We start from the raw sequence: 22,282 nt of genomic DNA, 5'->3' as shown, positions 1-22,282 counted from the left end.
ACGGCTCAAGCCTCCATTCGTTGATGCGCTCAGTAAGCCTGGCCCGATAGTCTATACTACATCGTATAGCCGATCAAACGAAAAAATCCCTGAGGCAGGAGAAAATAACTTGTAACGTGGGGATTGACGAGTGAGCATGGCGGAGAGACAGGGATTTGAACCCTGGGTACGAGTTTTAGCCCGTACACTCGCTTAGCAGGCGAGCACCTTCGGCCTCTCGGTCATCTCTCCGTGGGCAGAGTATACTTGCTTACCCCCCAAAAATCAATAATTGGGGCTCGCGTCGCCCCCCTCCGTCAGCATAGCTGCCGGAGCCTCCCCTTCTCGCTCGCCGTGCTCGCCAACCAGATTTCCCAAGACGACAAGGGAAATCTGGAAGTGGGCGTGTGAGTCTGTGTGGCTCTCCTTGACGTACCGACAGGTACGCCTCCGTCCACCCAATTGCTTTAGCCGGGCACCCGCGATTGACCAAACTCTTCATTCGCGGGTGGCGACGGTATTCATCTTGAATTCCAATCGGTATAATTTGGTCTTAAGTACTAGAGAACGGAGAAAAGGATGCCACCGGGTTATCCAGTTTTATCCACACCGCTTCTCTCCCGTAAATGTGATTTACAAAGACTGATGCGTGTTCTAGACTTATCGTTCAAATGTATTAAGAATAGGTGTTTGATCGTTGCTGCACATCAGTTCTGTGCTGGAGACACAATGGACTCAGAAATTCTGAAAGCCCGACATCAGGTGCTGAAAGCTATACGTGCTTTTTTTTATGCGCAGGACTTTCTCGAAGTGGAGACAGCCAACCTCATGAACCATCCAGCGCCGGATGCCCACATAGAACCGGTCAGGGTGTATGTGGCAGACCGGGGTCCATTTTTCCTGCACACCTCGCCTGAGATCGGCATGAAGAAACTGCTTGCTGAAGGGCCTCAGAAAATATTTCAGATATGTAAGGTCTTCAGGGTAGAGGAGCTGGAGAAGGTTCATAATACTGAATTTACCATGCTTGAATGGTACATGCCCGGCACGTACAGGGATGCAATGCTATTCACGGAACATCTGCTGAAGTCAGTAGCTGAATACGGTGGGGCGGCTGATGAAGGCTTCTTCAAGAGGAATTGGCATCATTATATCATGGCGGACCTGTGCCTTGAAAAGACAGGAATAAACCCTTTGGTGCTTGACCGGCAATCACTTTTCGGGATTATGCGCGATAAGCAGATTTTTGATGTGCAAGGGGATGAGGCATGGGAGGATCTTTTCTACAAGCTTTTTATCCAGGAAGTGGAGCCGGCCATCAAGGCGGATGCACCCTACTTTATTGAGGACTGGCCCCTGAACATTTCAAGCATGGCAAGAAGGAAGGATGCATACACGGTCGAACGGTTTGAGCTTTACATGAAAGGGTTTGAAATAGCCAACGGGTACACTGAGCTTTTCGATGCGGAGGAGCAGGAGTCACGATTCCGTGCGGAGAATACGAAGAGGGCTGCCCTCGGACGGGAACTGCTACCGATCGACACGGAATTCCTCGCAGGACTTTCTCGCGTACATGATTCCTTTACGGGCGTCTCAGTGGGAGTCGACAGGCTTCTTATGGTGCTTCGTAACAGCTCGGAGATAGGAGAGGTACTCTACAGCCGATTCCGGCCCGCATAGTGCAAATCAGAATACCGAATTTCTAAATCCTAAACAAATTCATATGCCGAGTATTTCAAGCCCGTAACGGTGTTGTATTCCGTTTCCAATTTTGATCATTTGATATTGTTTAGAATTTCGACATTAGGATTTAGAATTTCTCTTCCCGCGACGGAGTGACTATGGCTGAGACTGCCACGACTTAGGTAAGCACGTGCTACGAAGATCTCAAGGTGAGCTTGTAGTACGTGATCCCCAGATACTCTCTCATAGCGTCTGCAACATCTTCAAGATTGGAAGCCCCGGGGAGAAAGCTCCAGTAGTCGTAGCTTCTGCGGGCGCTCTTGTAAGCAGCAGGGTAGGGCACTATGTCATCAAAAAACCTGCCGAAGAGCATCATGGATCTTCTCATATGAAACGCGCTGGTCACGAGCACTATCTTACGCCAGTTGTTTTTACGACAAATGTCGTGCACAAACAGCGCATTCTCGTTTGTGTCCTTGCTTCTCGTCTCAATCACCAAAAGCTGCTCCTGGGCTCCCAGGCGCCGGAGCACCTCTTTTGAAATTTCCGCTTCCGGTCTTTGCCCGTAGAGGGTACCCCCTGCGATGATCAGAGGTTTTTTCAGGGTCGTCTGGAGCCTATACGCGGTTACCACGCGCTGCAGGCTCTCGCCGTAGAGGGCTCCCTTCCCGTCTATACCGGGGGCGTTCTCATTGGCGCCCCCACCGAGAGCGACGATCGCGTCCGCGTGTTGCATCCCGCTCCACGTGGGGACCGGGTACCGGTCTTCAAGGGGCAGGAGAAGGAATTCTTTTGTGGGCTCGATCGAAAGTGCGTAGATCAGGAGAAAAAGGCCTAAAAGAAAAAGGCGCAGTCGTTTTTGGACCAGGAAAATAGCCGGCAGTAAGAGAAGGAGAAACATACCCGGTGGCAGAAGAAAAGCCGTTACGCTCTTCTTGAAAATAAAGCTCAAGGAATAGGAGTCCACGTGCGCATCACCCCATCAGGATGTTCCCGGTTCCGCTGGGTTAGGACGGAGTCGCTCTCATGCTCACCCTTCTGCAGGCTTGCAGGTTCGTATGGAAAACCCATCGGACGTAGTGTAATGTCCGTAGGTCAGCTCTTCGATCAGCCCCCCTGTGTTCAGGTAAACCTTCTTTGTTTTGTCCGTGCCGTACTCCACGAAATCGGACATATGCGTGTGCGCCAGGATCACTGCATCGAACCCTTCGTCCAGTTTGTTCTTCGCATAAACACGGAACCTGTCGCGAACTTTTTCGCGGTACACTCTCCGTCTCTCTGAAAGAAAGAGCCTGCAAACCATGGCTATTCTCCAGGTGAGTGCGGGCCCCAGTCCATTCATGACTTTATAGGTAGGGGGAGATTTGAGAATCTTTGAAAGGATGGCGTCACCCATCTCATCTCCATGCGCAATGAATACCTTCTTTCCATCTATCTCGATAACCAGCCTTCGCGCGCAGATCAGACCTGTATGTGAAGAGAAAAATGATCCCATGTCGAATTCATGATTCCCTTCGATGTGGTAAACGGCTGTGCCGGCAGCAGCAAGCTCTCTCAGGGCATCAACGATGCTCCTATACCAGGGGTAAATATAGTTGTCATAGCCGTGATAAAACTCGAACAGATCTCCAAGAATGAAAACCATGTCGGACCCCGTGCACGCCTTCTCTATAAAATCTCTTACAAATGCGTGGCGCGCGGCATCCCTTCTTCCGAGGTGCGTGTCGCCGAAAAAGATGCATTTCATGAAAGTTCTGCCAGGTACTGCCTCAGCGCTTCCTGCCATGGCCGCATGGAGATGCCGGTCTCTTTCTGCAGTTTGGAGCAATCAAGTACGGAATATGCCGGTCTCCTTGCCTTCCGTTGTATCTGTGCAGAACTGGCGGGCAGGCATGGCACGTCAATGTGGAGTATTGAGAAAATCTCCTTCGCGAATTGAAACCACGTGCAGGCCCCACCATTAGTGACGTGGTAGATGCCGGACTTGTCTAGAGTTATGAGGGCCCTCACAGGCTCTGCGAGGTCGCGCGCAAATGTTGGAGCTCCGGTCTGGTCATCAACTACCTCGACCTTTCCCTTCTCACGCGCAATCTTCGTCACCTTGGTTATGAAGTTCTCCCCTCCCTTGCCATAGATCCACTCGGTCCGTATCACCACTGACGAAGGGTGATTCTCAAGAACCTTTTTTTCTCCTGAGAGCTTGCTGCGACCGTAGACAGACAAAGGGTTGGTCGGGTCCTCCTCTGTGTAGGGTCTGTTGCTCGTCCCGTCGAAGACGTAGTCAGTGCTGAAATGAAGAAGCTTGACCCCTTGTTCTGCGCAGAGTTCAGCAATGACGCCCGCTCCTTCAGCATTCACGCGGTAAGCCAGTTCAGACGCATCCTCACAGCCGTCAACGTTAGTGATTGCAGCGAGGTTGATAAAAACATCAGGCCGGTGGATACGAAGAATCTCTTTCCCTGCCTTCCTGTCAAGGATATCCCACTGTTCCTCAATGAGAGGAATGATTGTGAAGTGGTTCGAGAGGGCTGGCAGGATGTTTGTGCCGACGAGACCATCGCTGCCGGTTACCAGTATCTTCTTCATAATGCTCGGTTTCAAAAGGCCAAAGTGAGCAGTAATCAGTGAGCGGTGCGTACCAAGCAGAGGGAAGCCCCGACTCTATAGACGCTTACCCTTCTCATTCTTGCACTCTCTGTCGTTGTCACTCATTTACCGCTGACCGCTTACTGCTCACTTTCATCTATTCTTATACATCGTCTCATAGTATTTCAGGTAATCCCCGCTCCGGATGCTCTCCCACCAAGCGCGATTCTCCAGGTACCATCGAACCGTCTCGTCGAGCCCCGTTTTAAAATCTCTCCTTGGCTGGAAGCCAAGCCGCGTGCGTATCTTGGTATTGTCGATTGCGTACCTGCGATCATGACCGGGCCGGTCCTTTACGTATTTGATCAAGGAATGCGGCTTCTTGAGAATGTCCAGGATCAGTTTGACTATTTCGATGTTGGCCTGTTCATTATCTGCTCCTACGTTGTAGACATTTCCCGGTTCCCCTTTTTCCAGTACCAACGCTATTGCTTCGCAGTGGTCTTCCACATGGATCCAATCCCTGACATTGAGGCCATCGCCGTAAACCGGCAGTTCCAGGTCCTGTAGAGCGTTCGTAATGAGCAGCGGGATCAGTTTCTCGGGAAACTGGTAGGGACCGTAATTATTGGAACAGCGGGTGATGACTGTTGGAACCCCGAACGTTTTGAAGTAGGCCGTAACCAGAAGGTCGGCTGACGCCTTCGACGCAGAGTAAGGGCTGTTCGGTGCGAGGGGCGTACCTTCGGTGAACTTGCCGGACACAGGAAGGCTGCCGTAGACTTCGTCGGTCGAGACCTGCATAAATTTTTTTATGCCTTTTTTTCGCGCTGCTTCCAGCAGCAGGTACGTCCCGTTTATATTCGTTCGTATGAACGCCTCCGGATCAAGAATGCTCCGGTCAACGTGCGACTCCGCCGCGAAATTAACGACGATGTCGATATGCTCGGAGAAGGCGTTCTCCACGTCTGCGCTGTTGGCAATATCTCCCTTGATAAACCGGTAATGCGGTTCTCTCTCAAGACCTTTCAGGTTTTCAAGATTTCCTGCGTACGTGAGTTTGTCAATATTTGTAACGACGTGAGGATATGCGGATAGCATATAGCGGATGAAATTGCTGCCGATGAAGCCGCAGCCGCCTGTTACCAGAATGTGCATTCTATCCATCTTTTCTTTCCCACCTGTATGGAATATTATTGTTGTGCGGATCGAGCCGAAACTCGTCGGGATGTGCGCTGTTGTACGGTTCCGTCGGTGCATTCACGACTATAGCCTCCTGTTCCGAGATGCATTTCCAGCCGTGATAGACCTTTCGGGGGACCTTTACCAGAGTTGCCTTGTGATCGCCGATGAAGAACTCATTAATTTCGCCTCGGGTCGGGGAATCCGACCGGTCGTCGAACAGGACCAGTTTGAGCATGCCTTTGACGCACGTGATAAAATCGTCCTGTTTTTCATGATAATGCCAGGCCTTTACCACACCAGGATAGGTCGTCGTCATGTAGACCTGGCCGAACTTGGTGAATATCTCCTCATCGCAGCGTAATATTTCCATCAATCTTCCCCTTTCGTCAGGGACGACCTTGAGGCTCTTGACTGCTACACCATCGATCATGCACACCTCCTAAACATACCGATTTGCCTTCAAGCGCCTACCTTCGTTACCCGTCGGCCTGTTCTTACTCGACGTACCATCGGTACGCCTCCGTAGCCCAAGCCTCGGCTTGCCTCGGCATTCATCTTGAATGCGAATCGGTATCTAGCATCAGCCGCAGCGATTCTTTTGGCGCTATCAGCCATTATTCAAGAGAATCCTTTTTGCTCTTCCTGAAAACTGACAACCGTAAACCGAAAACGATCTTTATCCCATGTTGTTGGCGCCCGTCTGGGACACGAGTATTGCGGCTCTCATCAAAGACTCGAAAGTACCTGCGTCTGTCCACCAGCCCTCGAGCATTTCCCAGGTCATGGTCTTCTTCTTGATGTAGGCATTGTTTACGTCGGTTATCTCCAGTTCTCCCCTGTCAGAGGGTTTCAGTGTTTTGACGATACGAAAAACCTCCGCGTCAAAAAGATATATACCAATCACGGCGAGGCTGCTCTTTGGGTGCTTTGGTTTTTCTTCAATGGTCACAAGCTTGCCGTTCTTTATCTCTGCGACACCAAACCGTTCCGGATCGGGCACCTCCTTGAGAATAATCTTGGCGCCCTTGCCCTGCTTCTCAAACGCTTTGACTGCCCGCGCAATATTCTTCTCAATCAGGTTATCGCCCAAAACCACGCAGACCGGTTCGTCTTCTGCGAAGTATTCGGCAAGGGAGAGGGCGGCTGCAATTCCTCCCTCTCCCTCCTGGTACGTGTAGTTGATGTGCTTCAGTCCGAATTCCGAGCCGTTGCCGAGTAGCCGCAGAAAATCACCCGCGTTATTTCCGCCGGTGACTATCATAATGTCCGTTATCCCCGCATTGATGAGCGTCTGGATTGGATAATAGATCATTGGCTTGTCGTAGATCGGAAGGAGATGCTTATTTGTAATCTTGGTAAGAGGAAAGAGCCTCGTCCCGAGACCGCCGGCAAGTATAACGCCTTTCATGATAACCCCCTGTTCGTTCTTCGTTACGTCAGAAAAGTTGTTGCTGCAAACCGCTGATTCCTCTCGACGAAGCGGGTGTCGGGGAAGGAGTCGGTCCGCTCAGTGGACCCACGGGCTCCATGGGTTGCCCACGACTTGTTAAGCCCGCCAGGCTGAACGTGAAATGTATGCTCGTATCGGGCGGTCTCCTGGTTTGCAACAGGATCAGGTTTAGGGCCCAACACCCCGGATGATAGGTCAGACCATAGAGCGTGTCTATCCATGTGTTATCCATTAGATCATATCGTATGCTGATGCGTCCGTCAAAGTTCCAGAACCTTCCTGTTGCGATCCAGAGAATCTGATCAATAGTACCCTGCTGGTAAGTGTGGGTGACACTCGAGCTGAAAGTCGGCCTGTTGACACCCAAGGAAGTTCTCAATATTTTGGCTTCTACGCTGTAAGGATCGATATAGGCTTCTTCAGTAAAAAAGAAAGTGCTTACAGGATAGAGCGTCAGCCTTGCATGAACGTCAGAGAATCTCCGCCCCGGGCCTGTGTTGTCGCCGTTGCCTATTATGTAGGACGTTGATGGCGGCAGATCCCCGGACAACCCATAGGTCTGGTCGATTTCCAGAAGGGAAATCTCGCGCGATGAAGTCTTACCGACGGCATTCAGGTAATGATTGAAGGAGTAGGTAATCGTATTGGTCTTTACAATCTGATCGAAAGGATTGACGATGGGGAGCGTTACAGTGTCAGTGGCAGGGATGAAGGTATACGTAACCCTCGGCTTGATAACGCTTTGCAGGTTATCCAACCCGAAGAGGTCTGTCTTGTAGTTCCTGTATGCCTGAAAGTTTGCGTCACCCTGGAGCATGATGGTCTGGAAATAGTTGGAAGTCTTTTCATCGGGGACAGGGGACACATCAGCCAACCCTTTTTGGTTTATTGAGTAAGCCCTTTGTATGAAGGTGTTGCTCGCCAGCAGATTGAACCCCTGGAAGTGGAAGGGCATGCTCAAGGCGGGAGCAGCAGAGAAGCGTGCATATGTGGTACCCTGCTCTCGCGAGAAGTTGGTGACGCTGGAAGACGCATTGGCGTAGATGCTACTGTTAAGCAAAGGCAGATGTTCCGTGAAAAATGACACAAATGGGAGGTACTGGAAGGTCTGTTTGTTGTCTTCCACGACAAGAGTACGGAAGTAGGTGGTCTCAGCCGTGAGCAGTGATTTCTTCATGAACTGTTCGGCGAATACGGTCGAGCTCACTGAATTCTCCGCCCGTTGCAGTGTAGTAAGACCAAAATCCTTGAGGAAGTCCTGGTCGGAGACCTGATACACCCTTGCCTTCAGAGTCAGGCTGTTATTGACAGCCTGGACGTGCTCGCCTACTATATTCCATCGAGTGTGATGAAATTCCTGGTCATCTATGATCGAGGCTCCCCACTGCCCTTTCAGTTCCGGCGATACAAAATAGCGATATTCGCCTAGTGCTCGTACACCCCTGTCCTGTATCCACTGGGCACCGAAGGTTGCATCCGTGTCTTTCGATATGGCCCAATAATAGGATTCTGTGAGCCTGTATCCGTCCCGGCTTGACTTGATCAGTTCAGGGAGCAGAAAACCTGACTGCCTTTCGGTCTTGACCGGGAAGACACCCCAGGGCAGGAAGAAGACGGGGTTGTCGCGGATACTGAACTTGGCGTTACTTGCGGTCGCATACCCCTGCGCGGTGAGGTTGATATCCTTTGCCGCGAATGTCCATGCCGGCTTGTCCCACCCGCAGGTAGTGAACTTACCCCGCTGAATTACATACGTTGCTTCGCCGGTCTTCTTTATTTCGTCGCCAATAAGGTAGAAGTTCCCCTGCTTGATGTAGATATCGCCCTTTTCAATTGTCCCCTGCTGCGTCACCATATTGAGCGTCATGCGTTCGGTGCGGATAGTGCCTTCATTGTCCTGGAGAACAACATTGCCCTCTGCGAGTGCGTCAGCCGAGTCTTCGTGATATTCCACGTAATCGGCAGTCAGCGTTGCCGTGCCTTGCCTCATTTCCACGTTCCCCTTGGCGATGTACATGTTCTGGTTCTTGTCGTACTGGAGGAAGTCGGCGGTGATGTCAACCGGGGCGTTTGTGGTTCTTTTGGCCAGTTCTCTGGCCTCAGACGAAAAGGGCATCAGGAGGATGACTGCGAGCCATAGAATGGTATGCCCAAGCCATGTGATGGTACGCCAACGCGTACTGGCATCAAAATATCGTATCAATCAGCTTTCTCGCCTCTCCGATGGTGTAGAAGGAGCCTGTGATGATCAGTACATCATCATCAGCAGTCAACTGCCGTGCCTTTTGCAGGGCTTCCTCCACGCCTGCCGTTTGAACCGCATCAGGAACCAGCTGAATAAGCTCCTCGACCTGAGCCGCCCGCTCGGTCACGGGCCTTGTGAGGACTATGCGATTGGCAACAGGAGCGAGCTCTGCCAGCATAGAGGTAAAGTTCTTATCCCGCATGACACCGAAGATCAAAACTTTTTTTCTGTCAGAGTAATGAGTCGTGAGGTAGCGAGCCAGGGCCTTTGCTCCATGCGGGTTATGTGCCGCATCGAGGAGAATTAAGGGTCTGTCGCAGACGCTCTCCAGCCTGCCGGGCCATGCCACTTTTGCGAGCGCACGTCTGATGGCCTCCTCTGTTACAGGGAATCCTGCCCGGGCAAGCAGTTCCAGCGTGCATAAGGCAATAGCACAATTCGATAGCTGATGATCTCCTGCCAGATTGAGGTGCAGATCGGAGAAAGAATTTTCAATCCCTCTGTATCTCATCACCCCGTCTGCCTTTTTCCAGTAGTCGAAGTCCTTGTTAAGCACAAACAGGGGTGACTTCTCTCCGGCCACGTTGCGTATGATCTCAAGCGAGCTTCCTTCGGCGCCCGTTACCACGGGAACTCCACTCTTTATAATACCTGCCTTTTCAGCAGCTATCTCTTCTATCGACTCGCCGAGGTAATCCATGTGGTCCAGTTCCACATTGGTAATAACGCTGACAAGCGGAAGAATGACATTCGTGGAGTCGAGTCTGCCTCCGAGGCCGACCTCGATGACACTCAGCTGCACCTTCCGGCGTCTGAAGTATTCAAAGGCCATTGCAGTGGTGAAATCAAAGAACGTGTATTTTCTGGAAGAGTCAGTTCTGTCAATGCGGCTCCTGATGAACTCCGTCAGCTCAACAGTTTCCTCTTCGGTGATCTGAACATCGTTGACTGTGATCCTCTCGGTGAACGAAACAAGGTGCGGGGAGGTGTAGCATGCTACCGTGTATCCTGCTTCCTGCAGGACAGAGGCACTCATGCGGGCGACGGAGCCCTTTCCGTTTGTCCCGCCTATGTGGATGGTCTTGAGGGCATCCTGGGGGTTGCCAATGAGGTCCAGGATCCAGCGGATAGCATCCAGGCCAAAAACAATACCTGATTTTTCGAGGCCGTAAAGGTATTCCAGCGCTGTGGAATACCGACTCATGCGCCGATCAGCGAAAGCAGGCCATGCAGCTTTCGTTTCAGCTCCTTCCTGGAAACTATGAGGTCAACCATGCCGTGCTCGAGCAGATACTCTGCTCGCTGAAATCCCGGAGGGAGCTTTTCCTTGATCGTTTCTTTAATGACCCGGGGTCCGGCAAAGCCGATCATCGCCTTTGGCTCGGCCACGATTATATCTCCAAGCATGGCGATGCTTGCGCTTACACCGCCCAGCGTCGGGTCGGTCAATACGGTGAGGTAGGGAACGCCTGCAGATTTCAATTTGAAGATAGCTCCGGCCACCTTCGACATCTGCATGAGGGACATAATGCCCTCCTGCATCCGTGCTCCGCCTGATGCGCAGAAGACAATCACCGGTAGCTTCTTTTCCGCTCCTTCTTCAAGCAGGCGCGTGATTTTCTCTCCCACGACCGAGCCGAGGCTCCCGCCCATGAAGGTGAAATCAAAAATTGCGCTGAGCACTTCGACGCCGTCTATACTGCCGCTCCCACAGACTACCGCGTCGCTCCTGTTGGTAGCTTCTCTGGTTTCGATCAGCCTTGCCTTGTAGGTCTTGGTGTCTTTGAACTTCAGGAAGTCCACGGGCTCTACACCTGTATAGAGTTCGGTAAAGTTCTTGTCGAACGTAAGAGCTATCCGTTTTTCAACGCTGATCGGGAAATGATACGAGCATTTAGGGCAGATACTGAGGTTGCGTTCCACCTCTTTTCTGTAAAGCAACTCCTGGCAGGAACTGCATTTGATCCACAAGCTTTCGTCTTCCCGCTCAGCCTTCTTTATCTCTCGCTGGATATCAATCTTCTGGTGCGGCTTTAACGGAACGACCTTTTTCTTGAATAGACCCATGGTGTTTTTTTTAATGAAAATCTATTGAATTTTCGGAAGAAACCTACCAAAATAGAGAGCATATGTCAATAAAAAGGGTGACCTTTACATCCGGGGGTAACAAGCTCGAGGCGATCTTGAGCGACCGTGGGGACAGGGGAGGCGCTGTGATCTGCCACCCTCATCCTCTGTACGGAGGGAGCATGCAGAACAACGTGGTGGAAGCCCTCGAGGAAGGTTTCGCCTTGAGCGACATGTCCACTCTGAAGTTCAACTTCCGGGGAGTTGGTGCGAGCGATGGCGTATACGATGAGGGCAATGGAGAGGTAGCCGATACCATAGCTGCCTGCGGATTTATGACCGATTTCCTGAGCAGCGGGGCCAGGCTGGTGCTTTCAGGTTACTCCTTTGGCGCATGGGTGGCCGCCAGGGCGGCTGCCCATGCGCAAGGCCTCGAGGATCTCGTTCTGGTAGCGTACCCTTTTTCAATCTATGACTCATCCGAGCTCAAAGCGTACAAGGGAAGGATTTACCTTGTAGGTGGTTCTCTGGATGACATATCGCCGCTTGACCCGCTCCTCTCCGTATACCGAGACCTGCAGGCCGAGAAATGGCTGAAGGTGTTGCCTTCTTCTCATTTTTTTTCCGGTGTTGAGCGCGAGTTGCGGGATTTCGTGCATCATATGTTCGGCCCTCCATCAGAAACAGCTCCACAGGCGAGCAAGAAGGATTGATTGTTCGTGGGCCTGACCGGAATACGCGATAGAAACGTGAGATTCGTTATGGTGGGCGGCAAAGGGGGCGTCGGCAAGACCACGTGCGCCTCGGCAATAGCATTGCAGCTAGCCCGTGACGGACGAAGGGTACTTCTCCTCTCCAGTGACCCGGCACCTTCGCTGGGCGACATTTTTGAAACCAGCATGGATGACAACGAGATTCAGCTCACATCGGATCACCAGCTGTTCGGGTTGGAACTTTCGTCAGACCTGGTGCTCAAACGCTGGAAGGAGCGATTCGGCCTCGAAATTTACGAAGTGGTGTCGAGCTTCGCCAGTCTTGATTATGATTTTGTGGATTACATCGGGACGGCTCCCGGTATCGAAGAGGAATTCATGCTCCACTTCATCGTGGAGCTCGTAGATGCGGGGAGGTATGACACTGTTGTCTGGGACACGGCGCCGGCGGGCCACACACTGCGTCTGCTCCGCCTGCCGCACCTGTTCCTGAGTCATATGGAAGCTGCAACCAAGTTTTACATGAACCTCTACAGCTGTTTCGAGAAGGTCAAAGACGCCGTCTCGCTGAAAAACTCAAGGAGAAGCCTCCTGGAGATCATCGCGGGCTGGGAAGAGCTTTCAAGGAAGATCATCCAGTTCATCAGGGACCAGCAAAGGACGAGGTATATTGTGGTCACGATCGCTGAGGCTCTCGGTGTGAGACTGGCTGAGCGGATGCTGAAGGAACTTGAAGAAAACGGGCTCCAGGTGGGTAATCTGATCATCAATCATGTGGTGCGGGACGAAGACTGCCCTTTTCACAAACAACGCGGAGAGATGCAGAGGCAGTACATGAGCGTACTGAAGGCAGTGTGCGGCGGCCGGAACCTGGTGACGCTCTACCTCTCTCCCTACGAAATTAAAGGCCTTGAGAGAATCACCGAAGTCTCACGTGCCCTCTTCGGCGACGGCGTTTAACGGAATGGGAGAACTGCGTCTGACAGGTGGACGTCTGAAGGGTCGAAAAATCAGGGTGCCGGATAACGCTGACGCGCGGTATACTTCGTCGAAAGTGAGAGCGGCGATTTTTAACCTGGTCGGTGATATAGAGGGTTGCGAAGTCCTCGACCTGTTTGCCGGGGCGGGCTCGCTGTCCGTAGAGGCGCTGAGCAGGGGAGCAAAGCGAGCCGTCTGTGTGGAGAAAAGCGGGCGTATGGCAGAGATGCTCAAAGAGAACCTGAAGAAGATGGGCCTTGATAAGGATTGTGTTGTGTTGAATATGGATGTAATATATGCGGTGCCCGCGTTGGCTAGCAAAGAAGATGCATTCGACCTTATACTGATGGATCCGCCGTACGACAAGGGCTATGTTTCGATGACGCTGGAGATCCTGAGGAGCCAGAGTATTTGTCGCAGTGAAACTCTGCTGGTGGTGGAGCACTCAAAAAGAGAGCGGTTACCAGACTTTATAAACCCGGAGAGTGTGAGGAGCAAACTCTACGGAGATACGGCGGTTTCCTTGATCGCGTGTGGATGAAAGAACGCGCTGACATCAAAGGATTCATAAAGAAGGAAACAGAATTATCATCGGAGATGTACGCAGATAGCGAAGCATTCTGTAAGGATAAAGGCAAGGAGAGAGTGGTAAAAAAGCATCCTCTGATTGAAAGGGAGCAATAGATGAAAGAAACAGTGGCGGTATACCCCGGTTCTTTTGATCCGATCACGTATGGGCATCTGGATATTTTGCATAGAGGCCTTAAGCTTTTCGACACAGTCATCTGCGCCATTGCGACTAACATCGAAAAGAAGGGGCTCTTTACCGTTCCCGAGCGCAAGGAGTTGATCCGGCAGTCGATAGACGGCAACAAGAATGTAATCGTCGACAGCTTTGACGGCTTGTTGGTTCAATACGTCCAGAAAGTTAATGCCCGGTTCGTCATACGCGGCTTGAGAGCCATGAGCGATTTTGAGTACGAGTTCCAAATGGCTTCAATGAACAGAAATCTCAACTGCGATATGGACACAATTTTCATGATGACGAGCAAGGACTACTTCTTTGTAAGCTCAAGAACCATCAAAGAAGTGGCAAGCTTCGGGGGGTTGATCAAAGGTTTTGTCCCACCCTGTGTCGAGGAAGCGCTAAGGAGAAAGTTTCCGCATACATGAAAAAGATACTTTGCACCATCCTGCTCTTGCTGCTTTGTTGCTCTGGCGCCGCGCACGGCGCCGCAAAAGATGTGTATCAAATCAGAGTGCAGAATGTGATCGGCCCGCCTGTTGCACAATTTGTCATCGATTCAATCAAAAGTGCAACCAGCGCGGACGCCCAGGCGCTGCTCATTCTGCTCGATACCCCCGGCGGTCTTGACACGTCGATGCGGGAAATAATCAAGGCAATCATGGACTCAAAAATACCCGTGATTGTGTATGTGTTTCCGCAGGGCGCCCGAGCCGCCTCGGCAGGGGCCATCATTCTGCTCGCGTCTAACGTTGCCGCTATGGCGTCTGGAACTAACGTCGGGGCAGCCCACCCGGTCAGCATTGGCAAGGAAGAGAAGCCAGACAAAGTAATGATGAAAAAAGTGGTGCAGGACGCGGAGGCATATGCAAAGAGTATAGCCAAAAAGCGGGGCAGAAATGTAGATTGGGCAGGAAAAGCTGTAACACAGAGCGTCTCTGCAACCGCGGAGGATGCTTTACGGATGCATGTTATCGACGTGGTTGCGGAAAGCGTGGACGATCTTCTCACTCAGATAGACGGCAGGAGCGTGGAGGTTGGTGATAAGAGGGTCACACTAAAGACGAAGGGGGTTAAGCCTAAAGAAGTGGAGATGTCTTTGAAATATCGTTTCCTCTCCACGATTACCGACCCGAATGTTGCCTACATACTGATGATGCTAGGCTTCTATGGGATTCTTTTTGAGATCTACAGCCCTGGTGCCATATTCCCCGGTGTCATAGGCGGTATTTGCATAATACTTGCGTTCTATGCGTTTTCAAGCATACCGATCAGTTTCGCCGGCTTGGGCTTGATCCTGCTGGGGATAATCTTCTTTATCCTGGAGATCAAAGTGGTGAGTCACGGTGCGTTGAGCATCGCCGGAGTTGTTTCGCTCATTATTGGTTCTGTGATGCTGATCGATCTGCCCTCGGAATGGCTCTCCATCTCATGGGTGTCTATTTTTGTTGTTGTTGCGGTCACTGTCCTATTCTTCGTCGGTGTGCTATCATATGCGATCAAAGCCCAGTTGTCCAAGGTCAGGACCGGAAAAGAGGGGCTCATCGGAGAGGAAGGCGTTGCGAGGACCGACATCAGAGAGAGCGGAAAAGTTTATGTACACGGCGAACTATGGAATGCACAGAGTGAGGAATCGATAGGGGAGGGTGAAAGGGTCATTGTGACCGAAGTCAAGGGTATGACCGTGAAGGTCAAAAAAGAAAGGGGCTAATTATGGTAGGAGTGCCGATATACGGAATATTTCTGATTGTGCTCATCTTCTTTTTTCTCTACAACGCCATCAAGATTTTGAATGAATACGAACGGGGCGTGATATTCAGGCTGGGAAGGGTACTGGGCCGCCCGAAGGGTCCCGGGCTCATTCTGCTGATCCCGGTCATCGACAAGATGGTGAGGATCAGTCTCAGGACGGTGGTCCTCGACGTCCCGCCTCAGGATGTCATCACCAGGGACAACGTGACGATCAAGGTGAACGCGGTGGTCTACTTCCGGGTCATCGATCCTATGAAATCGGTCATTGACGTGGAGAATTATTTGTACGCGACGAGCCAGCTTTCCCAGACCACCCTCCGAAGCGTGCTCGGCCAGGCGGACCTGGATGAACTTCTGTCGAAAAGGGAAAAGCTGAACGAAAGACTCCAGGAGATACTCGATTTGCACACTGAGTCCTGGGGCATAAAGGTCTCCAACGTCGAAGTCAAGAACGTGGATTTGCCGCAGGAGATGCAGCGGGCCATCGCACGTCAGGCAGAGGCAGAACGAGAAAGAAGGGCGAAAGTTATCAGTGCCGAAGGTGAATTCCAGGCATCTACCCGTCTGGCTGAAGCGTCCGATATTCTATCGAAGAGTCCTATGTCTCTTCAGCTTCGTTATTTGCAGACGCTTCTCGAGATATCGGCTGACAAAAATTCAACCATCATTTTCCCGCTCCCCATTGAATTGATGAAGGCCTTCACAGATAAAAAGGCATGAAAGGAGCAATGAATCAAGCAATGAAATTGGATGTGAAACGCTTAGCAATTCTCCTCGCCATTGTTGCGTTCCTGCTGAGTCTCGCTTTTGCCGGCGAGGGATTGGCGAAGACGAAAAAAGCTGTGGCGAAACAGCCGAAGGGCAAGGCAGCGGAGCCGGTAGAAAAATATAAGGCCTATCTCGTCATGGAAGCCAATTCGGCAAAAGTCCTGGAAGAGGAGAATGCCCACGAGAAGAGGGCCCCTGCCAGCATGGTGAAGCTGATGGTGGCAGACATCGTCATGGAGAAACTCGCACGTGGGGAAATTCATCTGACGGATAAGATAACTGCCTCAAAGGCAGCCTCCAAGATAGGAGGCAGCCAGGTTTATCTGAAAGAAGGAGAAGAATTCACGCTGGAAGAGTTGATGCAGGGCATGATGATCCATTCTGCGAACGACGCAGCCTACGCCATCGCGGAGTTCATTTCGGGAAACGTCGACGATTTTGTTACTCTCATGAATGAAAAGGCCAAAGACCTGAAAATGGCGGACACGGAGTTTCACTCGGTGCATGGATTGCCGCCCGGCAAAGACCAGAAGGAGGACCTCACGTCCTGTTATGATATGGCGATCCTGGCGCGGGAACTGGTCAAGTATCCGAAGCTCATGGAATGGACGTCGACAAAACAGGGAGAGTTCAGGGGAGGAAAATTTGTCCTCAGCAACACGAACAAGCTGCTTGGGCAGATGCCCGAAGTGGACGGACTGAAGACAGGGTATTACAGGAGCACAGGCTTTAACATCACCGCCACGGCAAGGAAAGGGGACCTGCGACTGATCGTTGTGGTAATGGGCAGCTCGACAGGTAAACTGAGGGATCAGGTTGCGCTGGGAAAACTGAAGACGTATTTCGCGCAATACGTGGTGACTCCCCTCGTGAAGAAAGGCGAGCAGGTGGATAAAGAAATATTCCTGGAGGATGGGAAGTACAAGAAGGTAAGAGGCGTATGCGCGTCTGACTTCTCGTATCCTCTGCTCAAGAGCAAGAAAAAAGAGATAAAGAAGATTGTGGACGTACCTGACCGGATCAGGGGAGAGGTTAAAGAAGGGCAGAAGCTTGGGGAGATAAAGTTCCAGCTCGATGATGAGGTGATAGGCAAGGTTGATGTTGTTTCGCCCGTCTACGTTCCCAAAGCAAACCTGTTTACGCGAATCTTCCGGAAGATGGGGCTCGGCATATGAGCGTTCCCGCACCAAAGCAGTACACCATGCTTCGCGACAAGCAGATCATCGTGGGCGTGACCGGAGGAATTGCGGCCTACAAAACTGCCGAACTTGTCAGGATACTTGCGAAAAAGGGTGCGAACGTGCACGTCGTCATGACCAAGCACGCGATAGAGTTCGTTGCTCCTTTGACTTTTCAGACGCTTTCTGGAAATCGCGTCACCCACGAGTTGTTTGAGTTGCTTGAAAACTCCAAGATCGGACACATTGCCCTTTCAGACCTGGCGGACCAGATGGTGATAGCGCCCGCAACAGCCAATATCATTGGAAAGATAGCCAGCGGTATAGCCGATGATTTTCTTAGCACTATGGTGATGGCGACGAGGGTGCCGGTACTCTTTGTTCCTGCTATGAACACGAAGATGTGGGAGAGCAAGATAGTGCAGGCGAATATAGACAGGCTGCGAGAGGATGGATATGAATTCATAGAGCCTGAGAGCGGCGGTCTGGCATGCGGATGGGAAGGCAAAGGAAGGATGCCCGCCGTCGAAGATATTGTCGAGAAGATGGAAGATATCTTTACCGCCAAAGATCTCGTCGGGGAAAGAATCATGGTGACGGCAGGACCGACCCAGGAATTTATAGACCCGGTGCGCTGCATTACAAACCGCTCTTCAGGAAAGATGGGTTATGCCCTTGCCAAGATTGCGCGCCGGCGCGGAGCAGATGTGGTGCTCGTTACCGGCAGAACGGATCTTCCCCGTCCGCCGGGTGTAGAAGTGATAGATGTGGTCACCGCCAGCGAGATGCGCAATGTCGTGATGGCGCGCCAGGCCAATTGCGGCGTCATCATCAAGGCGGCTGCAGTTGCTGATTTTCGTTCCAAGGCTTTGCGGTACCACAAAATAAAGAAGAAACCGGGTGAAGAGGAAGTGTCACTCGAATTGGAGAGGAATCCTGACATTCTCCAGGAGCTCGGTCTGATCAAGGAAGACCGAATTCTGGTAGGATTTGCCGCAGAAAGCGAGAATGTCGTTCAGAATGCCCATGAAAAATTGAAGAGAAAGAACCTGGATCTGGTCGTTGCGAACGATATAACAAAGCAGGGGATCGGGTTCGGGTCGGATGAAAATGAAGTGACTATTATCACCGCCAATGGGCGCGCGAGACATGTCCCGAAGCTCTCCAAGGAGGAAGTAGCCCACGTAATCCTTGATGCTGTGAAACGGGTAATAAAGAAAAAACGGAAATACAAGGATGACTGGTACTGAGCAAATGCAGACCATAGACCATTCTGAAACATCGTAAATGAAGAGCCTTTGTATCGCACTAGCAGCCCTCGCACTCTTTTTGTCTAGCCCCCTTTTCGCCAAAGAGGACGCCACCGTAAGCGTCATTGAGAGTGTCAGTAAATCAATCGTAAACATCAAGACCGAAGAGTGGTCGAAAGAGACGACTGAAGGCAAGAGCAAGGACATCCTCAAGAGGATGTTTACGGAGGATGAGCAGGAGGAGGCGGACACGGTAGAGAATATAGGGTCGGGAGTTGTACTTGACCCGAGAGGTATCATTGTCACCAACGAGCACCTCGTCTCCAAAGCGATAACCATAAGGGTGAAATTCACAAACAGGCAGGAGTACGACGCGACCGTCATGGCTGCAGATGCGGAACTGGATGTCGCCTTGCTGAAGATCCAGAGCGACCGGACCGACTTTCCTTTTTTGCGGATCAGTAGAAGGAAACCGGTGCGGGTGGGTGAGAAGGCTATAGTCATTGGAAATCCTTACGGCCTGTCGAGTAGCGTAACCACGGGAGTGATAAGCGCCCTCGGGAGGAACCTGCGAATTAGCAACCGGGTCTACGTCAACCTGATTCAGACAGACGCTGCGATAAACCCCGGCAGTTCAGGCGGGGCGCTGCTTGATGGTGAGGGAGAGTTGCTGGGTATTGTGACGGCTATCTATGAAGAGGGAAAAGGCATAGGCTTTGCCATACCGATCGAAGACGTTGCATCCATGTTATCTGAGTTTTCGGATGCCGGGGCAAAAAGGAGCATCCTGGGAGTTTTTTTTGAAAGAAAGAAAGACGAAAGAGGAGCATATCTATACGTCACTGACCTGATTCGCGGAAGCCCTGCCGAGCGTTACGGCATCAAGGCCGGCGACAGGATTGTCGAGCTGAATAAGAAGAGGATCAGAGAGGGAATGAAGATCCATACTGCTCTCATGCAGACCCGCGAGGGCGCACCGATGCAGATAAAGATTCTGCGAGGTAACGAAGCGATCACTATCGATCTGAAGAGAGAAGATCTGACAGGGTACCTTCCTTTGCCGCTGGACGAGCGCCTGCTGGGCGTGCGGGTGTCAGATATACAGGGATACATGAAGTTGAAGTTCAGGGTCAGAGAGAGGGATGGCGCGATCGTGACCAAGGTATTCAAAGGCGGCATTGGCGAGAAATATGGTTTGCGTGCCGGAGACGTTATTCTCAAAGTCAACAATCAGGACGCCGAAGACGCGGCGCACTTCAAAGAACTTGTGGCGCAGGGGCTGCGAACGAATTATATTTTGCTTCAGGTGAACAGGAAGAATGAAGTCTTTTTCGTCCCGATAAAGCTGGACAGCTTACTGTAGGAGGGAAGCTATGGCGGAAGAGAAGAAAGACACCGTGAAGGATAAGACAGAGAAGGGGATTGATACGCAAACGGGAGAAACCTGCGATACCAAAACGCTCTTCAGCGAACTTGGCTTTTCCACTTTTATTCTTTCCTTATCCACGTCTGCGCTTGTCCATCTGGGCGAGCTTCCCGATCCTGTGACAAATGAAAAAGGGATGAACCTGCAACTTGCCAAGCAGACCATCAGCGTCATTGAACTCCTCAAAGAGAAGACAAAAGGCAATCTCAATGCGGAGGAGGAAAAACTAATTGATACTGTGCTCTACGACGTGCGGTTGAAGTATGTAAAAGCGGCGTGCTAGAAGACGAGTGAGCAGCAAGCAGTAATCAGTACGGTTCGCGCAGTTGGAGCGAGTAGGTCCTACCAGAACAACAAGGGGGGCGTCAGTTGAAAAAGAAAAAAGGATCACAGTCAGAATCGGCCGCACCGCACCGGATCGATGTCCACCACCACTTTATCCCGTCCGAGTATGTGAAGGCGCTGGCTGATGTGGGTATCGCTACTGCATTGGGGGTGAGCTTTCCCGAATGGACAACAGAAAAGACACTCGGCATGATGGACCGGCACGGCATCCAGACGGCAGTCACCTCCTTCACGAGCCCGGCGGCCTTCGTCGGCAATGGCAGATTTTCACGCAGGCTCGCCCGCAGATGCAACGACATCGCAGCTGAACTGATCCACGATCATCCCCGCAGGTTCGGCGCTTTTGCAGCCTTGCCCGGACTAAATGACGTAGAGGGAGTTTTAACTGAAATCGCGTACGCGCTCGACACCCTCAAGCTTGACGGTATCGGGCTGTTGACAAACTGTAAAGGCACATATCTCGGGGATAGCGCGTTCGAAGCTATGTATAAAGAGCTGAACCGCAGGAAAGCCGTGGTGCATGTGCACCCGGGCGATCCGCTTGGAAAGAACCCGTTTCCGTGTTCGCACTCTCTACTCGAGGCTCCTTTCGAAACAACCCGTGCCATAACCAATCTCATTTACGGCGGTACATTGGAACGCTATCCGGATATCCGATTCATCTTTTCTCACGGCGGGGGAACGATCCCGTATCTGGCCACTCGTATAGAAGAGGGGGCACGGCGGTGGCAGGGAGCGGCTGAAAAAGCCCCGAAAGGCTTCTATTACTACCTCAAGCGTTTGTACTACGATACCGCGGGTGCAGCCAGCCCGTACAACTTGCCCTCTCTCCACGCGTTGATCGATACTGACCATATACTCTTCGGCACAGACTACCCCTTTGCGACTAGCCCTATTATAGCTGCGAAGGTTGACGGTGTTGCGCGCTTTGCCGGCTTTAATGCAAAGAAGAGGGCATCCGTCGAAGAGAAAAGTGCATTAGCGCTTTTTCCCAGACTTCGCACGAAGCGAAGTGGTTGATGGTTAATTTTTAATACGGCTGTGTAGCAGGCTCCTTTATAATCCCTGCATCCTTAAACGTCTTCTCCGTTCGGACCCAAAGATCTTTCAGGTATCGGTCGTAATCGGCGCTATTCATGTAACCCGGCAGACAATCGAGCTTGTCACGGATCGCAATAAATTCTGGAGTCTCTGCGCCTTTCGTGAGCCCTGTCTCCAATCTTTTCAGTACATCAGGGGGAAGCGAAGCCGGCCCCACCACCGAATGTATCGTTTCCTTAACAAAGTCGTAGCCCAGTTCTTTCATGGTGGGCACGTCAGGAAAAGCGGGTGATCTCTTTTCTCCATGTGTAACGAGCACTCTTACGAGTCCCTGCCTTGCAAAGGGCACAAACTCTGCCCCGGCCGAACAGGCCTCTACATGTCCGCCCATTAAAGCCGTTCTTGCGGCGGCCGCCGATTTATAAGGGATGTGCACCCACTGTATGCCCTCTTTATTGCCAACGTACTCCATGGCCAGATGCATACCCGTTCCCACACCGGCCGAACTGTAGTGTATCTTTCGTGGGTTCTTCTTTGCGTAGTCGACTAACTCGCGAAAGCTCTTCCAGGGCGCATCAGGCCTCACGATGAGGGCCGTATGCGGAGCGGCGGAAAAACCGATGATAGGCGTGAAACTCTTTAACGGCTTGAAGGGTACCTTTTGCATAAGCGGCGTGTAAACTACCGAATCGCTCGGAATCACAGATATGGTATAACCGTCCGGTTTTGCCGCTGAGAGAACGCCCAAGGCTACTGTTCCTCCTCCGCCGCCCCTGTTTTCATAAATAAAATGCGTGTTGAGGTATCTCTCAGAAGTCATGCCTATGGCCCTCCCGAGGATATCCGTTGTGCTGCCGGGATCAAACGAAATCAACATCGTGATCGGCTTTT

The 22,282-nt window shown here is 51.6% G+C and carries 22 protein-coding genes and 1 tRNA gene; 12 read left to right on the top strand and 11 right to left on the bottom strand.

Annotated elements, in window-relative coordinates; all coding sequences use genetic code 11:
* Positions 1 to 137: 137 nt before the first annotated feature.
* Positions 138 to 231 (bottom strand) — tRNA-Ser (locus tag VMT71_17105).
* A 477-nt stretch (positions 232 to 708) separates the two neighbouring features.
* Here VMT71_17105 and epmA point away from each other — a divergent pair.
* Positions 709 to 1,659, top strand: a complete 951-nt coding sequence (gene epmA, locus VMT71_17100) for an EF-P lysine aminoacylase EpmA (protein ID HVN25688.1) — start codon at positions 709 to 711, stop codon at positions 1,657 to 1,659.
* A 196-nt stretch (positions 1,660 to 1,855) separates the two neighbouring features.
* Here the strand turns inward: epmA and VMT71_17095 are convergent, their stop codons facing one another.
* The 9 genes from VMT71_17095 to accD form a co-directional block, all read right to left on the bottom strand.
* On the bottom strand, positions 1,856 to 2,629 hold the full coding sequence (locus VMT71_17095; GenBank protein ID HVN25687.1) for a YdcF family protein: 774 nt from the start codon (positions 2,627 to 2,629) through the stop codon (positions 1,856 to 1,858).
* Positions 2,630 to 2,692: 63 nt separating this feature from the next.
* Positions 2,693 to 3,409: a UDP-2,3-diacylglucosamine diphosphatase gene (locus VMT71_17090; protein HVN25686.1), complete on the bottom strand. Its 717-nt coding sequence runs from the start codon at positions 3,407 to 3,409 to the stop codon at positions 2,693 to 2,695.
* Positions 3,406 to 4,248, bottom strand: a complete 843-nt coding sequence (gene rfbD / locus VMT71_17085) for a dTDP-4-dehydrorhamnose reductase (GenBank protein ID HVN25685.1) — start codon at positions 4,246 to 4,248, stop codon at positions 3,406 to 3,408. The genes VMT71_17090 and rfbD overlap by 4 nt, the downstream gene beginning before the upstream one ends.
* A gap of 153 nt (positions 4,249 to 4,401) precedes the next feature.
* Complete coding sequence (gene rfbB / locus VMT71_17080) at positions 4,402 to 5,415, bottom strand: dTDP-glucose 4,6-dehydratase (protein HVN25684.1); 1,014 nt, start codon at positions 5,413 to 5,415, stop codon at positions 4,402 to 4,404.
* Positions 5,408 to 5,863: a dTDP-4-dehydrorhamnose 3,5-epimerase family protein gene (locus VMT71_17075; GenBank protein HVN25683.1), complete on the bottom strand. Its 456-nt coding sequence runs from the start codon at positions 5,861 to 5,863 to the stop codon at positions 5,408 to 5,410. The genes rfbB and VMT71_17075 overlap by 8 nt, the downstream gene beginning before the upstream one ends.
* A 246-nt stretch (positions 5,864 to 6,109) precedes the next feature.
* Positions 6,110 to 6,841 (bottom strand): sugar phosphate nucleotidyltransferase, encoded by a 732-nt coding sequence (locus tag VMT71_17070; protein ID HVN25682.1) that lies wholly within the window; start codon positions 6,839 to 6,841, stop codon positions 6,110 to 6,112.
* Positions 6,842 to 6,869: 28 nt separating this feature from the next.
* Positions 6,870 to 9,086 (bottom strand): LPS assembly protein LptD, encoded by a 2,217-nt coding sequence (lptD, locus tag VMT71_17065; GenBank protein HVN25681.1) that lies wholly within the window; start codon positions 9,084 to 9,086, stop codon positions 6,870 to 6,872.
* Positions 9,070 to 10,332 (bottom strand): folylpolyglutamate synthase/dihydrofolate synthase family protein, encoded by a 1,263-nt coding sequence (locus tag VMT71_17060; GenBank protein HVN25680.1) that lies wholly within the window; start codon positions 10,330 to 10,332, stop codon positions 9,070 to 9,072. Before VMT71_17060 ends, lptD begins: the two co-directional genes overlap by 17 nt.
* Positions 10,329 to 11,195, bottom strand: a complete 867-nt coding sequence (accD, locus tag VMT71_17055) for an acetyl-CoA carboxylase, carboxyltransferase subunit beta (protein ID HVN25679.1) — start codon at positions 11,193 to 11,195, stop codon at positions 10,329 to 10,331. Before accD ends, VMT71_17060 begins: the two co-directional genes overlap by 4 nt.
* Before the next feature lie 62 nt (positions 11,196 to 11,257).
* Between accD and VMT71_17050 the strand changes: the two genes are divergently transcribed.
* The 11 genes from VMT71_17050 (at position 11,258) to VMT71_17000 (ending at position 21,370) form a co-directional block, all read left to right on the top strand.
* Entirely contained in the window at positions 11,258 to 11,908 is a 651-nt protein-coding gene (locus tag VMT71_17050; GenBank protein ID HVN25678.1) for a hypothetical protein, read from the top strand.
* Positions 11,909 to 11,914: 6 nt separating this feature from the next.
* A complete protein-coding gene (locus VMT71_17045) occupies positions 11,915 to 12,868 on the top strand; it encodes an ArsA family ATPase (protein HVN25677.1) in 954 nt (317 codons plus the stop codon).
* Between the two features lie 4 nt (positions 12,869 to 12,872).
* Positions 12,873 to 13,427 (top strand): 16S rRNA (guanine(966)-N(2))-methyltransferase RsmD, encoded by a 555-nt coding sequence (gene rsmD, locus VMT71_17040; protein ID HVN25676.1) that lies wholly within the window; start codon positions 12,873 to 12,875, stop codon positions 13,425 to 13,427.
* A gap of 143 nt (positions 13,428 to 13,570) precedes the next feature.
* The gene (gene coaD, locus VMT71_17035) at positions 13,571 to 14,059 is read left to right on the top strand and encodes a pantetheine-phosphate adenylyltransferase (protein HVN25675.1); all 489 of its coding nucleotides are present in this window, start codon (positions 13,571 to 13,573) and stop codon (positions 14,057 to 14,059) included.
* Positions 14,056 to 15,342 carry a nodulation protein NfeD gene (locus VMT71_17030; GenBank protein HVN25674.1) on the top strand — a complete coding sequence of 429 codons (1,287 nt, stop codon included), beginning with the start codon at positions 14,056 to 14,058 and terminating at the stop codon, positions 15,340 to 15,342. Before coaD ends, VMT71_17030 begins: the two co-directional genes overlap by 4 nt.
* Before the next feature lie 2 nt (positions 15,343 to 15,344).
* The gene (locus VMT71_17025) at positions 15,345 to 16,103 is read left to right on the top strand and encodes a slipin family protein (GenBank protein HVN25673.1); all 759 of its coding nucleotides are present in this window, start codon (positions 15,345 to 15,347) and stop codon (positions 16,101 to 16,103) included.
* A 32-nt stretch (positions 16,104 to 16,135) separates the two neighbouring features.
* Positions 16,136 to 17,326: a D-alanyl-D-alanine carboxypeptidase family protein gene (locus tag VMT71_17020; GenBank protein HVN25672.1), complete on the top strand. Its 1,191-nt coding sequence runs from the start codon at positions 16,136 to 16,138 to the stop codon at positions 17,324 to 17,326.
* Positions 17,323 to 18,579, top strand: coding sequence for a bifunctional phosphopantothenoylcysteine decarboxylase/phosphopantothenate--cysteine ligase CoaBC (coaBC, locus tag VMT71_17015; protein ID HVN25671.1), 1,257 nt, complete (start codon positions 17,323 to 17,325; stop codon positions 18,577 to 18,579). Before VMT71_17020 ends, coaBC begins: the two co-directional genes overlap by 4 nt.
* Positions 18,580 to 18,616: 37 nt before the next feature.
* Complete coding sequence (locus tag VMT71_17010) at positions 18,617 to 19,942, top strand: trypsin-like peptidase domain-containing protein (protein HVN25670.1); 1,326 nt, start codon at positions 18,617 to 18,619, stop codon at positions 19,940 to 19,942.
* A gap of 10 nt (positions 19,943 to 19,952) precedes the next feature.
* A complete protein-coding gene (locus VMT71_17005) occupies positions 19,953 to 20,288 on the top strand; it encodes a DUF1844 domain-containing protein (protein HVN25669.1) in 336 nt (111 codons plus the stop codon).
* Positions 20,289 to 20,374: 86 nt separating this feature from the next.
* Positions 20,375 to 21,370 carry an amidohydrolase family protein gene (locus tag VMT71_17000; protein ID HVN25668.1) on the top strand — a complete coding sequence of 332 codons (996 nt, stop codon included), beginning with the start codon at positions 20,375 to 20,377 and terminating at the stop codon, positions 21,368 to 21,370.
* A gap of 10 nt (positions 21,371 to 21,380) precedes the next feature.
* On the opposite strand, the gene VMT71_16995 is transcribed toward VMT71_17000, so the two are convergent.
* Positions 21,381 to 22,282 (bottom strand): tripartite tricarboxylate transporter substrate binding protein (locus VMT71_16995; GenBank protein HVN25667.1); only part of this gene is annotated, 902 nt, incomplete at its 5' end.

Source organism: Syntrophorhabdales bacterium, assembly GCA_035541455.1.
In the GTDB taxonomy this organism is placed as follows: Bacteria; Desulfobacterota; Syntrophorhabdia; order Syntrophorhabdales; family WCHB1-27; genus JADGQN01.
This window is presented reverse-complemented; position numbering and strand designations above follow the sequence as displayed.

Excerpts from the sequence above, each read along its gene's own strand:
- VMT71_17070 (HVN25682.1), bottom strand. The coding sequence starts at position 6,841 with ATGAAAGGCGTTATACTTGCCGGCGGTCTCGGGACGAGGCTCTTTCCT.
- coaD (HVN25675.1), top strand. The coding sequence starts at position 13,571 with ATGAAAGAAACAGTGGCGGTATACCCCGGTTCTTTTGATCCGATCACG.
- coaBC (HVN25671.1), top strand. The coding sequence starts at position 17,323 with ATGAGCGTTCCCGCACCAAAGCAGTACACCATGCTTCGCGACAAGCAG.
- VMT71_17010 (HVN25670.1), top strand. The coding sequence starts at position 18,617 with ATGAAGAGCCTTTGTATCGCACTAGCAGCCCTCGCACTCTTTTTGTCT.
- rfbD (HVN25685.1), bottom strand. The coding sequence starts at position 4,248 with ATGAAGAAGATACTGGTAACCGGCAGCGATGGTCTCGTCGGCACAAAC.
- VMT71_17060 (HVN25680.1), bottom strand. The coding sequence starts at position 10,332 with ATGAGTCGGTATTCCACAGCGCTGGAATACCTTTACGGCCTCGAAAAA.
- VMT71_17025 (HVN25673.1), top strand. The coding sequence starts at position 15,345 with ATGGTAGGAGTGCCGATATACGGAATATTTCTGATTGTGCTCATCTTC.
- VMT71_17005 (HVN25669.1), top strand. The coding sequence starts at position 19,953 with ATGGCGGAAGAGAAGAAAGACACCGTGAAGGATAAGACAGAGAAGGGG.
- rsmD (HVN25676.1), top strand. The coding sequence starts at position 12,873 with ATGGGAGAACTGCGTCTGACAGGTGGACGTCTGAAGGGTCGAAAAATC.
- accD (HVN25679.1), bottom strand. The coding sequence starts at position 11,195 with ATGGGTCTATTCAAGAAAAAGGTCGTTCCGTTAAAGCCGCACCAGAAG.
- VMT71_17050 (HVN25678.1), top strand. The coding sequence starts at position 11,258 with ATGTCAATAAAAAGGGTGACCTTTACATCCGGGGGTAACAAGCTCGAG.
- VMT71_17030 (HVN25674.1), top strand. The coding sequence starts at position 14,056 with ATGAAAAAGATACTTTGCACCATCCTGCTCTTGCTGCTTTGTTGCTCT.
- epmA (HVN25688.1), top strand. The coding sequence starts at position 709 with ATGGACTCAGAAATTCTGAAAGCCCGACATCAGGTGCTGAAAGCTATA.
- rfbB (HVN25684.1), bottom strand. The coding sequence starts at position 5,415 with ATGGATAGAATGCACATTCTGGTAACAGGCGGCTGCGGCTTCATCGGC.
- VMT71_17075 (HVN25683.1), bottom strand. The coding sequence starts at position 5,863 with ATGATCGATGGTGTAGCAGTCAAGAGCCTCAAGGTCGTCCCTGACGAA.
- VMT71_17090 (HVN25686.1), bottom strand. The coding sequence starts at position 3,409 with ATGAAATGCATCTTTTTCGGCGACACGCACCTCGGAAGAAGGGATGCC.